Origin of the sequence: Paraliomyxa miuraensis (assembly GCF_026337845.1) — a bacterium.
Classification (GTDB): domain Bacteria; phylum Myxococcota_A; class Polyangia; order Nannocystales; family Nannocystaceae; genus Paraliomyxa; species Paraliomyxa miuraensis.
On sequence record NZ_JAOVZF010000141.1, the window covers coordinates 14,216 to 26,863 of the forward strand.

General features: G+C 70.2%; 11 protein-coding genes. 4 read left to right on the forward strand and 7 right to left on the reverse strand.

The features are described from left to right. Positions 1-10 precede the first annotated feature (10 nt). On the reverse strand, positions 11-889 hold the full coding sequence (locus OEB96_RS08800) for a thrombospondin type 3 repeat-containing protein (protein ID WP_266215050.1): 879 nt from the start codon (positions 887-889) through the stop codon (positions 11-13). Positions 890-1,040: 151 nt separating this feature from the next. Between OEB96_RS08800 and OEB96_RS08805 the strand changes: the two genes are divergently transcribed. After that, the gene (locus OEB96_RS08805; RefSeq protein WP_266215052.1) at positions 1,041-1,679 is read left to right on the forward strand and encodes a hypothetical protein; all 639 of its coding nucleotides are present in this window, start codon (positions 1,041-1,043) and stop codon (positions 1,677-1,679) included. Between the two features lie 43 nt (positions 1,680-1,722). Here the strand turns inward: OEB96_RS08805 and OEB96_RS08810 are convergent, their stop codons facing one another. Continuing rightward, entirely contained in the window at positions 1,723-2,442 is a 720-nt protein-coding gene (locus OEB96_RS08810; RefSeq protein ID WP_266215053.1) for a hypothetical protein, read from the reverse strand. Then, positions 2,439-2,732: a putative quinol monooxygenase gene (locus tag OEB96_RS08815; RefSeq protein ID WP_266215054.1), complete on the reverse strand. Its 294-nt coding sequence runs from the start codon at positions 2,730-2,732 to the stop codon at positions 2,439-2,441. The genes OEB96_RS08810 and OEB96_RS08815 overlap by 4 nt, the downstream gene beginning before the upstream one ends. 362 nt (positions 2,733-3,094) lie before the next feature. On the opposite strand from OEB96_RS08815, the gene OEB96_RS08820 reads away from it, so the two are divergent. Beyond that, positions 3,095-4,348 (forward strand): hypothetical protein, encoded by a 1,254-nt coding sequence (locus OEB96_RS08820; RefSeq protein ID WP_266215055.1) that lies wholly within the window; start codon positions 3,095-3,097, stop codon positions 4,346-4,348. 72 nt (positions 4,349-4,420) lie between these two features. On the opposite strand, the gene OEB96_RS08825 is transcribed toward OEB96_RS08820, so the two are convergent. From OEB96_RS08825 to OEB96_RS08835, 3 genes are read right to left on the reverse strand one after another with little or no spacing between them, the layout of a single operon-like run. Next, on the reverse strand, positions 4,421-7,516 hold the full coding sequence (locus tag OEB96_RS08825; RefSeq protein WP_266215056.1) for an efflux RND transporter permease subunit: 3,096 nt from the start codon (positions 7,514-7,516) through the stop codon (positions 4,421-4,423). Beyond that, positions 7,513-8,607 (reverse strand): efflux RND transporter periplasmic adaptor subunit, encoded by a 1,095-nt coding sequence (locus tag OEB96_RS08830; RefSeq protein ID WP_266215057.1) that lies wholly within the window; start codon positions 8,605-8,607, stop codon positions 7,513-7,515. The genes OEB96_RS08825 and OEB96_RS08830 overlap by 4 nt, the downstream gene beginning before the upstream one ends. Positions 8,608-8,629: 22 nt before the next feature. Then, a complete protein-coding gene (locus OEB96_RS08835; protein ID WP_266215058.1) occupies positions 8,630-9,286 on the reverse strand; it encodes a hypothetical protein in 657 nt (218 codons plus the stop codon). Between the two features lie 157 nt (positions 9,287-9,443). Here OEB96_RS08835 and OEB96_RS08840 point away from each other — a divergent pair, with 157 nt between their 5' ends. Both OEB96_RS08840 and OEB96_RS08845 read left to right on the forward strand, forming a co-directional pair. Further along, entirely contained in the window at positions 9,444-10,661 is a 1,218-nt protein-coding gene (locus OEB96_RS08840) for an RCC1 domain-containing protein (protein WP_266215059.1), read from the forward strand. Positions 10,662-10,670: 9 nt separating this feature from the next. Further along, the gene (locus OEB96_RS08845) at positions 10,671-11,690 is read left to right on the forward strand and encodes a hypothetical protein (RefSeq protein ID WP_266215060.1); all 1,020 of its coding nucleotides are present in this window, start codon (positions 10,671-10,673) and stop codon (positions 11,688-11,690) included. A gap of 1 nt (position 11,691) precedes the next feature. Here OEB96_RS08845 and OEB96_RS08850 read toward each other — a convergent pair whose 3' ends face one another. Continuing rightward, positions 11,692-12,591: a hypothetical protein gene (locus OEB96_RS08850; RefSeq protein WP_266215061.1), complete on the reverse strand. Its 900-nt coding sequence runs from the start codon at positions 12,589-12,591 to the stop codon at positions 11,692-11,694. Between the last annotated feature and the right edge of the window lie 57 nt (positions 12,592-12,648).

Here is a 12,648-nt window from a genome sequence, read left to right on the forward strand (position 1 = left end):
TGGATGGCCCTCAGGTGCCCCAGGTGGCGCACTCGCTGCCGAGCAGCCCGCTGCACGGGCCCGCGTTCCGCATGCAAACGCCGAGATCCTCGAGCCCGCCGGGCGCGGTCCCGGGCGCGAAGAACGGCATGCACGTGGGCTGATTGGGCGAGCCTTGGTTCCAGATCCCCGAGACGTACTCGCGGCACTGGTTGGGGTCGCCACCGATCGTACACCACTTGGTCTGGCACGAGTCCCCGCCGTCGAGGCACTGGACCGAGCCGAGGAAGTTCGGCGGCACGAGCGACTCGTCCGGCAGGCACGGACTCTCGAGCGGGCAATCGCACATGTAGCCGTAGGACGTGGAGCAGCCGAGCACGTGGTAGTTGCACGTGAAGCGAGTCCCCGGGTCGTCGAGCCGGCACACGAGCGTCTGCGCCGCGAACGGCGGCTCCACGCAGCTCGCCGCGGAGCGAGGATCGCAGCAGCTGTCGTCGGGCGCCCCACCGATCCCCGGCGAGAAGGGGCACGAGTCGCAGGCGTCTCCCCAGGCATCGGCGTCGCCGTTGTCCTGGGTGACGTTGGCGTCGAACGGGCAGTTGTCGTTGGCATCGAGGATGCCGTCGCCATCGGAGTCGACGTCGCCGCCCCCGCTGGACATGCCCGAGGCCTCGCCGGTGTCGCTCGACGAGGAGGATCCGGGCCCGGACGTGCCACCGGACGATGCGTCGGTGTCGGAGGTGGAGGCGGTTCCGGTGTCGGAGCTCGTCCCCGCCGTCGTCCCATGGTCGGTCTCGGTGGACGTCTCGCATGGCTCGGGCTCCTCCGGAGGAAACCAATCGCACGCGCCAAGGGCGATCGCGAGCAGGGAGAGCAGCACGGGCGGGCTTTGGCGAGAGGCATTCGGCATGGCCAACCACACGGGCATCGCCACCCCGAGTTGCCGACCGCGAGCACACCTCGAGGCGATTCCCGACGCCGAATTCCTGGAAGCCGCAGCGCTGCGTGGACCCGCCGTCGACCAACCCTCCGGGCCTCGGGTTGCGCTATCGTCGCTCCCCATGAGCGACAGGAACGTACTCCGATTCCCCCGCGACCAACGCGACGATCGCTGGTACGAGACCTCGCCGGTGGTGGTTCGCTGGGATGCCAGGCTCGAGCACGAGCTCCCGGTGGTGCGAGCCATCGGTACGATCCTGGTCGCGCGCGACCAGCCTCTCGATCGGCCCCTCGAGCCGCCTCTCGACGCGGACGACGAGGACGCGCACTACGTGAAGGTCGGCGAGATCCACATCGCCAAGCCGTTCCTCTGTGGCGCGGACGCGAACATGGCGATGGATGCCCTGACCTCGGATCACGAGTACCTCGCGAGCGCGGTGCTCGACGGCAACGACTACGACGAAGCGTTCCATGAATGGTTCGAGGACGAGTTCGGCCTGATGGCCAGCGGGGATCCGGTGTTCGTGCTCGACCTCGAGCTCCCCGAGGAGCACCGGGATCCCGACGGACTGGTGGCTGCGCACGCCGCCCTGGCCGCGCTGGCCACGTTCGGGAGCGGCAGCTCTCCGCTGGTGACCTTCGACGTCCAGGGAGTCGACCCCGAGCTCCGCCAGCGGCTGCGCGACGAAGGACTGTGGAGCTGGGTCCATGCGCTCCGAGCCAAGCGCTGGAAGCACGTCTACGTCGCGGCTCGGCCTTGAGTCCGAGACGACGCGGCCGGTCGCATCAGTCGCATCAGTCGCATCAGGGGACGAGCACGACCGGTCGCTGCGCCCGGATGGTGAATGGCGTCTCGGGATCGACGCCATCGTCCCAAAACCCCGTGGCCACGACCTCGATCGTGTAGTCGCCGGGTACGAAGGGATCCCCGAATGGCTGGCCGGTGTCGGAGGGTCCGTCCCATTCGTAGGCGAACCACTCGAAGCCGTCGATGGTCTCGCCGGGCACGAGCGTGGTTGGCGACGGCGTGGGCGCGGGACAGAGGCCGACGTCGCAGACGCAGTGGCGCTGCTCCGCGGAGAACACCCGCCACTGCACGTGGATGCCGCCCCTGGGGGTCTCGAAGCAGGCCTGGCCCGACTCGACGCCCATCAGCGCATCGGTGACGTCGATCGTGTACGAGGTCTCGACCCCGTCCTGGGCCTGCGCCAGCGAGTGTGCGCAGGGACTGTCGATCTCGATCGTGACCCCGGGCAGATCGGACTCGAGCACGGTCTGACAATCGATGTCGGGCACGTCCGAGCCAGTGGAGCTCGAGTCGGCGGAGCTCGAGCCGGCGGAGCTCGACCCGCTGCTGCCGTCGCCCTCGTGGGTGGTGCTCGTCGGTGAGATGAGCGTGGTGTCCCCCGTCCCGTCGCTCGACCCTCCCCCGCTCGACCCTCCCTCGGGCTCGCGGGTCGGACCACAGGCCACGGCGAGGACCAGCGCCAGGCAAGTCGACGACGTGCGCACCGCGGTGGTCATTCGAAGGACCTCCAGACGGTCTTGCGATGGGTGTCGCCCATCAAGGGGTGGATCTGGCCGCGCAGGCGGGCGACGTGGTCGGACGCCATGTGTGCTTCGTAGGCCAGCTGATCCTCGAACTCGGCGTAGACGACGAACGAGGTCGGCTCGTCGTCCTGCTGGAGGACCCGATAGAGCAGACAGCCGGGCTCGTTGGCGCGCAGCTCGGCGGTGTAGGCCTCGAGGATCGTACGGAGCTCGTCGATGCGATCGGCAGCGACGCGAAAGGCATTGGTCGTGCACACCTTCATGGGCTCATGGATGGTTGCACGGTTCTCGGGGATCCGCCTAGGCGTCGAGGGGGCCCGACGCGAATTCGAGGATGCGCGGGAGCCATCACGAAGAGCGCACATCTCGCTCGAGCCCGTCGTCGGCCGAGCGGGTCTCGAAGCGACCACTCGTGCCTGCGACGAGCGGCTCGTCGGGGTTTCACCGCAAGAGCGAGCACCTCGGGCTCGCGACGTGACCAAGCGCAGCGCAGAGCCTTCGTGCACCTGGCGAGGATGCACGTCATCTTCGTAATCCGACGCGCCCATCGGCCGTCCCCCTTGGAGTAGCCATGTCGAACTTCGATGGTCTTCGTTCCCGTGTTGCTCGTACCCCTTCCAATCCAGTGATGGACGCACTCGGCCGAGCCGGGTGGCGCTCGTCACTGCTGGCCGTTGCAATGGCTTCGTTCCTCGCCGGATGCGGCGACGACTCCAGCAGTCACCCACCTGCGTCCACCGATGATCCGAGCGCTTCGACGGCGTCGGAGGACTCGGGTCTCGATGGCTCGACCACGAGCGGAGCCGACGAGAGCAGCGCCAGCGGCGACGAGTCCGGCGATCCGTCACTGGCAGACTTCTCCCGGGCCTCGCCCGAGCTCGTCGAATTCGCGATTGGCACCGGTCTGGGCCTGCGCACGAGCGACGCCTACTCGGCGATCATGCAGGGAGAGGTCCATGGCGAGGCCACGCAGGGCCAGTGTCCGATCCGCGACTACATCGGCGACACCATGACCCTGACCGGCACCGGGTGCACGACCGACGACGGCTACACCTACGACGGCATGGTCTCCGCCCAGAATGCGATCACCCTGCGCGATCTGCTGGGGTCCCCCACCTACGACGTCTCGCGGCCGATGGTCCTGCAGTTCGACGCGCTGTCGATCGCCAGGCCCGGAGGCGGCCGCGCGTTCGAAGGGCGGGTCGAGCAGTCGAGCCCCATGGCCGAGCACTACACCTCGCACTCCACTCTCGCCGCCGACTACGGTACGCGGCGGAGCATCGAGGACCTCGAGGCGAGCTGCACGCTGGTCGATGGCGAGCGCCAGTGCACGATCACCAGCGGCTCGGCCATGATCGACGGGCTCGGGGAGTTCTCGATCCGCGGCATGATCGGCTCGGCCAACGCTCGCTTCTTCGGCTGGCTGGAGCTGGTCGGGCAGCAGACCCTGCGGGTCGACCTCGATGCCGTCGACGCGGGGTGCCACCCGTACGCCATCGATGGAGAGCTGGCCGGAGAGGTCTGCGTATCGAGCCCCGAGCCCCCACCGCTGACGCTGGACCTCGGCTACGGCGCGGGCTGCCTCGACGAGCAGCTACGCCTCGAGGGCTACGTCGATGCCGACGTGGACGCGATGTCGATGGAGGTACTCGGCCCGCAGATGGTCACGCCGCTGCGCACGCCGCTGACGAACCCGACGCCCACCGCCGACGGTCAGTGGGCGTGGTCGGCGATCGCGAGCATCGACGGGATCCCGTGGAGCTGCGACGAGCTCGGCGAGACGACGTTTCGGCTGATCGCACGGCTCGATGGAGAGCGAGCGTGCGACGCGTGGGGGCCGGCGGCGAGCGCTGCTCCGGCGGATTGCGCCGACTGGTAGCGTCCATGGCCACCGGGGCGGAGCGCCGGCTCGAGCGCGGCGCTCCGCCCCCGGGGTTGCATACGGTCCGGCTCATCGCCGGGCTCGAGCGGCCGGAGCTCGAATGCGGAACACCACCGCGTAGAGCACGGGCACCACCAGCAAGGTGAGCAGCGTGGCAAAGCCCAGCCCGAACACGATGGTGACCGCCATCGAGACGAAGAACGCATCACCGAGCAGCGGGAGCATGCCGAGCATGGTGGTCAGCGCGGCCATGGTGACCGGCCGCACGCGGCTGGCCGCGGCCTCGAGGATCGCCTGGTGCGGATCGTTGCCGTCCCGAATGCGAAGGTCGCACTCGTCGACGAGCACGATGGCGTTCTTGATGAGCATGCCCACCAGGCTGAGCATGCCCAGGAGCGCCATGAAGCCGAAGGGCTGCTCGGTGAGCAGCAGCCCCGCGGTGACGCCCACGATCGACAGCGGAACGCACGAGAAGATCACCAGCGGCTGTCGCAGGCCGTTGAACAGCACGATCACCGTCAGCACCATGAAGACACCGAACAGCACCACGCTGCCCGCGAGCGCCTGCTGGGCATCGCTCGAGCGCTCGTGCTCGCCCCCGAGCTCGAGCGCATGGCCCCGCGGGAGCTCGAGCTCGGCCAGCCGCGGCTGGATCCGCTCGAGCAAGGCCGACGCGGTTCCATCGGTCTGGTCGGCGTGCACGGTGATGGTGCGCTTGCGATCCCGTCGTGCGATGCGGTCGTCCACCAGCGCGATCGGAAACCCCGCCACCACCTGCCGCATGGGGATCCACTGGTCTCCGGTGGTGCTCCAGACCAGCAGGTTGTTCAGCTCCGACACGTCCTCCCGCTCGTTGGGGACGGCCCGGGCCACCACGGGCAGCAGTTCGTCGCCCTCGCGAAACACGCCCACCGGCGCGCCCTCGAAGGAGGCACGAAGCATGCGCGCGATGTCGGGGCGATCGAGACCGTTGCGCCGGGCCTGGTCCTCGGAGATCTGCGGGACGATGGTCTTGACCCGCTCGCGCCAGTCGTGACGGATGCCGCGCGCCCCACCATCGTCGTACAGGATCGTCTCGACCTCGGAGGCCAGCGCACGCAGCACGTCGGGGTGGTCGCCCGACAGGCGCACCTGGATCTTGCCGCCCTCCCCCGGCCCGAGCAAGAAGCGCTTGGTGTTGGCCATGCCGTCGGGGAACAGCCGCGGGAGCTCGTCCTGCAGCGTCTGCATCAGCGGTGAGATCCGCTCGAAGTCGTCGACCGAGACGATGAGCTGGGCGTAGCCGTCATCGGCCTTCTCGGGGCCGTAGGTGAGCAGGAATCGCGGAGCCCCCTGCCCCACCGTGCTCGCCACCTGGGTGACCCCCTCCTGGGCCATCACGTAGTCCTCGACGCGCTCGATCCGAGCGACGGTGTCCTCGATGTGGGTTCCCCTGGGCATCCAGTAGTCGACCAGCAGCTGCGGTCGCGTGGAGTCGGGAAAGAAGCTCTGCTCGACCCGGCCAAAGCCGAGGATCCCGATCGCAGTGACGACCGCGACGACCAGCACCGAGGTCCAGCGTCGGCGGATCATCCGCGCGAGTCCGTGCTGGTAGCGCAGCAGCCACGAGGTGCGAGCCGGCGGGGCTTCGCTCCCCTCGGCCCAACCGGACATGGCTCCGGACATGGCCCCGGGCTTGGGCCGGGGCGGCCGCAAGAACATCACGCACAGCACCGGGGTGATGGTCACCGCGGTGACCCACGAGAGCGTCAGCGACATCCACAGCACGGAGAACAGCGAGCCGCAGTACTCGCCGGTGGAGTCGTCCGAGGTGCCGATGGCGGCGAAGCCGAGCACCGCGACCACCGTGGCCATCAGCAGCGGAGCCGCCGTCTGCTTCACCACGCGGCTGGTGGCCTGCGTGGGCTCCATGCCGCGCCCGAGGTTCACCAGGGTGCCGTCGACCACGACGATGGCGTTGTCGACCAGCATGCCCAGCGCGATCACGAGGGCCCCCAGCGAGATCCGCTCGAGGGCCACCTGCTCGACCGCCATGAGGATGAAGGTGCCGGCGATGGTGAGCACGAGGTTGCCCCCGATGATGAGCCCGCTGCGCAGCCCCATGAACACCAGCAGCACCACGATGACGATCGCCACCGCCTCCACGAGGTTGACCAGGAAGCCGTCGATGGCCGCCGTCACCGCCCTGGACTGAAGGGCGATCACGTCGAACTGGACGCCGTAGGGCCGTAGGTACTCGAGCGCGCGAGCCCGGCGCTCGATCGCCTCGCCCATGGTGACCACGTTGCCGCCCGACACCGTGGAGATCGCCAGGCCGATGGCCGGTCTTCCGTCGATGCGCAGCAGGGGGCTGGGGGGGTCTCGATAGCCGCGTCGGATCTCGGCGACGTCACCCAGCCGGATCAGCGCCCCCGACTGGGGGTTGCCCAGCACCAGCGACTCGAGCTGGTCGACGCTGGTGTGCTCGCCGCTGGGCACCACGGCCAGGTACTCGGGACCCACGTGGATCCGCCCGGCGTCCGCGGCCAGGTTCTTTTGGCGCAGCGCCTCGAAGATCGTGGCGGGGGAGATGCCCAGCTGGGCGAGCCTGCCTCGAGCGAGCTCCACGTAGACGACCTCGCGCTGCTGGCCGAACAGCTCGACCTTGGCGACGTCGTCGACCAGCGACAGCTCTCGCCGCAGGCGCTTGGCGTAGGCATGGAGGTCGGCCTGGGACAGCCCCTCGCCCGAGATCGCCACGAACACGCCGTACACGTCGCCGAAGTCGTCGTTGACCAGCGACGGCCCGGCCCCGGGGGGCAGCCGCCCCTGGGCGTCGCCCACCTTGCGGCGCAGCTCGTCCCAGACCTGCGGCAGCGCCTCCCGGTCGTACTGCGTCTTCATCTCCACCTCGACGATGGACAGCCCGGGCTGGGAGATGGACTCGACGTAGTCGGTCTGCCCCAGCGACTGGGCGGCGAGCTCGAGCTCGTCGGTGACCTCGCGCTCGACCTCCTCGGCGGACGCGCCCGGGTAGGGGGTGATCACCACCGCGGTCTTGATGGTGAACTCGGGATCCTCGAGCCGGCCCAGCCCCTGGTAGGCGATGAGCCCCCCGACCAGCAGCACGAAGGCGAAGACCAGGGTGACGGTCTTCCCGCGGATGGCGGTCTCGGCGATGTTCATGAGCCCCGCGCCGTTTCGAACACCTCGTCGAAGTCGGTGACCGCGAGCCCCTCGCGCAGCTCGTGGGCTCCAGAGGTGGCAATGCGATCACCGGCGGCGAGCCCCGAGAGCACCTCGATGGTCCCGTGGCGGAGCTCTCCCAGCGTCACGTCGGCCCGGTGTACGGTCATGGTCGCGGGCTCGAGCCTCCACACGTAGGCGCCGCCCTCGTCGTCGGCCCCGAGCACGGCGTACGAGGGCACGAAGACCCCCGAGGGCTCGCCGGGACGCTCGAAGTCGGAGAGCACGATCTTGGCCGTCATGCCGGGGAGGATCCCGACGTCGGACGGCGGAACGAACCCCCAGGTGACCTCGTAGGTCCGGGTGATCGGGTCGGGCACGGTGGCGATCTCCTTGAGCTCGGCCGGGAGTTCGCGGCCGGGCAGCGCATCGATGCGAACCTTGGCCGAGATCCGCGCGTTGCGTTCCTCGATGGTCAGCCCGGGCCGGGCGGCGGCGAGGTCGCGCTCGGGCACGTCGGTGACGATCTGCAGGCTGGAGGCGTCCTGCAGCACCAGGATCGTCTGCTTGGCCTGCACGCTCTGGAAGTTGTCCACGAGAACCTTGGCGATGGTGCCGGTGAACGGCGCCCGCAGCTCGGTGTCCTCGAGCGCCTTGCGTGCCTCTTGCACCGCGGCCCCGGCCACGTCGAGCATGCGCTCGCGTGCGTCGAGCTCGGACTTGGCGACCACGCCCTGGGCCACCAGCTCTTGGTCGCGCCGGTACTCCAGCCTGGATTGCTTGAGCGTGGCCTGCTGGGCCGAGAGGCGGGCCTCGTAGTCGGTGGCGTCGAGACGGCCGAGCACCTGCCCCTTGGGCACCGTGGCCCCTTCCTCCGCGTCGAGCACCACGAGCTTGCCGGGGACGTCGAACGAGATCTCGGCGTTCTGCGAGGGCTCGACGCGGCCCGGCCACTCGCGCCCGGCGTCGACCCCTTGCCCGCGCACGGTGAAGATCTTCACCGGCCGGGGATCGGGGCTCGCCGGCGGGGGGGAGGTCGGCTGGCAGGATCCCAGGGCCAGCAGCAGCCATGCGGCCCCCCGCCGGCTCATGACCCACGCAGTCGTTGCTCGATCACGACCCACGGCCTCGTCCTAGCCCGCGCGCGTGGGTCCGCACGCGCTCGCGCGCTCGTTCGACGGCGAGCCCAGGCGCGAGCAGCCCTCCGTCGACGAGGACCTTGGCCATCGCGCTGCCGTAGGACGCGATCGCCTCGGCTGCATCTTCGACCGCAAAGGTCTCCGAGAGGCCCGACCACACCAGCGCCTCGGTCGCGACCTCGAACAGCAACGACTCGGCCCGAGCCACCCGCACTGGCTCCACGCCCTCGCTCTGGTAGACGTGGCGATAGTGATCGGTCCACTGGGCGCGAGGGTCGTCACCCACCGGCGGGCCGGTCACGTCGACGCGCGCGGCATGACCGTGGCCGACGACGCGGATCACCAGCGCACCATCGAGTGCGTTGTGGACGGCGGCCTCGACGAGCGCTTGGCGAGGATACGGGTACCGGTCGCCGATGAGGGCCTGGGCCGACATGGCGGGGACGCCCGCATGGCGAAGGGCCACGGCCGTGCGCTCCTCGAACCACCCGCGTCGGTCCGCCGCATTGCGCCACGCGCCCACCACCAGGAGCCTTCGGAGGGACACGTGCGCCTGGGTTCGCCAGACCTCGGTGACTCGGGTGTAGACGCCCTTGGTCGTACAGCCCGGGACGGCCAGCAGGCCCGCCACGGCTCCGAGGAACGATCGTCGCCCGATGGGTGATCGCGGGAGGACGGAGGCACGCGCTCGCGATCGGGCTCGGACTGGGATCATGGCGAGCACGTCCTAGCCCGCGGCAGCGATGGGTCGACACGGCCACGGACGGTGGTAGGCGGGTCATGGGATCATGACCGGTATTCACATGCGCGGCGTCTCGATGGGCGCCCTGCTCGCCATCATCATCGCGTGCAAGGCCGGCGGTCGATCGGGCAGCGACGCCCCGGGCGAGGGCGTCACTGCCCGAATCCAGCAGATCGCCGCCGGGGTCGGCTACACGGTGATCCTGTTCGACGACGGGCACGTCCGCATGGTGGGCTCGCCCCTGCCGGGAGAGGAGGACGAGGGGCCCCGGGACGTCGACTTCGGCGGGCGCGTGGCCGAGGTGGCCGCGGGCGTGGGCCACATGTGCGCACGGCTTCGCTCGGGCGCGGTGCGCTGCATGGGGCGCAACGCCTGGGGCGCGCTGGGCAACGGGAGCACCGACCCCGTGCGCACGGCCGAACAGGCCAGCAACGTCGACGTGGGCGGCGAGGTCGTGGAGCTCAGCGCGGGCCACGGCCATACCTGTGCACGGCTGGCGACCGGCGCAGTGCGCTGCTGGGGCACCGCGCAGGGCGGCCGGCTGGGCTACGGCAATCGCGAGGAGGTGCACGTGCCCGCACAGGCGGGCGACGTGCCCGTGGGCGGATCGGTGCGCGCGATCGAGGCGGGCCCGATGGGCATGACCTGCGCCATCCTCGATGACGGTGCGCTGCGGTGCTGGGGCCAGTCGACACAGGGTGGGCTCGGCCTTGGATCGACCCGCGACGTGGGGGTGACCGACACGCCCGCGTCGGTGGGCGACGTGCCGCTTCCGGGCCTGGTCGTCGACGTGGCGGTGGCCGGCGCCCACGTCTGCGCGTTGCTCGACACGGGCAAGGTGCGCTGCTGGGGCTTTGGTGCGGAGGGCCGGCTGGGCTACGCCAGCGACGGCCGCAACGTGGGCGACGACGAGACGCCGTTCGACGCCCCGGACGTGGACGTGGGCGGTCCGGTGGTGCAGCTCGAGGCCGGCGGCAGCCACGTGTGCGCACGGCTCGAGTCGGGCGCGGTCCGCTGCTGGGGAACGGGTCCGCAGGGTCAGCTCGGCTACGGCGAGCGAGTGACGACGGTGGGCAAGACACAGACACCGGCCCAGGCTGGCGACGTGCCGCTCGGAGGTCGTGCCACACGGATTGCGGTCAGCCGTACGCATGGCTGCGCCCTGCTCGAGTCCGGCGAGGTGAAGTGCTGGGGACGTGGTTTCGGCGGACACCCGGCCTCCTCGACGCCGACCCACCTGGAGCTGGGAACGAAGAGCCGCTAGGATCCATGCATGCAGTTCGTATCGACGATGTCCTTGGGAGCACTTCTCGTGGTGGCCGGTGGCTCGTTGGCGCTGGGCGCCTGCGGTGACGATGAGACGCCGGGAACCGGCGATGGCTCGAGCACCGCGGCGATGGACGACAGCACCAGCACGCCGATGACCATGACCACGATGGGGAGCGTGGATACCACGCAAGGGACGGGGACGGTCGGGCCGACGACCGACCCGACCACGAGCGTGGACACGACGATGGGAGAGACCAGCGCAGACACCGACCCGCCGCCGGTGGCGTTGCAGGCGTATCGGTTCACGTCGATGTACGTCCGCGACCCGCACTTCTTCGTGCTGGGGCTCGGCGTGCTGTGCATCGACGTGACCGACGACGTGCCCACCGGGGATCCGTCGATCAACGAGCAGTTCAACACCGCCATCGAGAGCGACGACCCCATGGATCCGGACGGGAACCTCGACCTCAACCTCATGCTGCTGTTCCGGCCGCTGGATCAGTCCGATGGGGCCAGCGCCGACATGGAGTTCGCCAACGGCGTGTGCACGGTGCCGCCGATCGAGTGCGACCTCCAGGCGGGCACCAACCCGTTCCCCACGGGCTACCTGGTGATGCAGGCGGGGACCTGCCTCGAGCCGGATCCGGCGCACCTGTCCTCGGAGGGCTACAACCCGCCGCCGGGCACCACGACCGGTCCCTGCTTCGTCAGCGAGGCGACGGACGTGGAGATCGTGACGGGCGACTTCACGCTGCCGCTGGCCGACGCCATCATCTCGGCGCAGCTCTCCGGCGACCCGGCCGACGACCTCGTCGAGGGCACGCTGCGGGGGTTCCTGTCGACGGCGGACGCCGAGAACATCCAGCTGCCGCCGGACATCCAGATGCAGACCGGGGCCTCGACGATCTCGGAGCTGCTGCCCGGCGGCAACGGCAACTGCGCGGGGCATGACGACACCGATGGCGATGGGTGGTGGTTCTACGTGGACTTCACCGCCACCCGGGCGCTGTGGGTCGGGGCGTAGGCTACCCGAGCGGCAGCTCGCGGCTGTGCGCCAGGTTGCCGCTCTTGGTCAGGAACTCCACCCGCACCGCCCCTGCGCCCTCCCCTGCCCCCGGATCGAACGTGATCAACGGCAGGTGTGCCTCCGATGATCGCCAGGGGAACTGCGCCTCGGGGAGCTCGTTGGCCAGCGGGTTGCTGTTGCCCGACGTGACGCAGACCTCCCACATCGACTCGCCGGGCGTGGCCGGGTCGAGCTCGACCTGCCCCACGTAGCACATGTGCACGTCGCCGGTGATCGTCACCGGCTCGAGCGAGCCCTCGGGCAGCGCGGTGCGCACCCGCCCCAGGAGACTGCGGGCGGTGAAGCCCGGCTCGGCCTCCCCGGCGAAGAGCCCGTACTCGTAGGGCTCGCCCGCGCGCAGGCCCTCGACCGCGAGCTTGAAGAAGCCGCGCGGGTCGGGCATCACCACCTGCTCGAACGCGAGGTGGACCTCGCCGGCGAGCGCGGCGGGCTGCCACACGCGCACGGTGATCGCCTCCGCCGTGGCCACGTGACCCGCGATCCAGAACGACTCGGGCTTCATCTCGCCGGCCATCGGCGTGCGCGGGAACAGCTCGACGGACTCGGGCACGGCCTGCGGATCGAACGGGATCGACGGCTCGCCCGGCAGGTCCGGGGGCGAGCCGCCGGTCGAGTCCGCGGTCGGATCGGGCGGAGTCCCGGTAGAGCCCTCGGACGAGCCCTCGGTGCCGTCATCCATGCCCGCGCCCTCGTTGCCGCAGCCGGTGGTCAGGCTGAGCACCGCCCCGGCCGTGACCCCGAGCATCTCTCGCCGCGACAGCTGGGCGGCGGGCTCGGCCTCGGGGTCACGCATCGAGGTCGGCGAGATCGGCGAGGACGGTGGGTCTTGCTTGGGCATGGGCGATCGAACCACGAGGCCCGGCCGGCGCGCAACGCCAAAGCTCGCGCCCGCCCG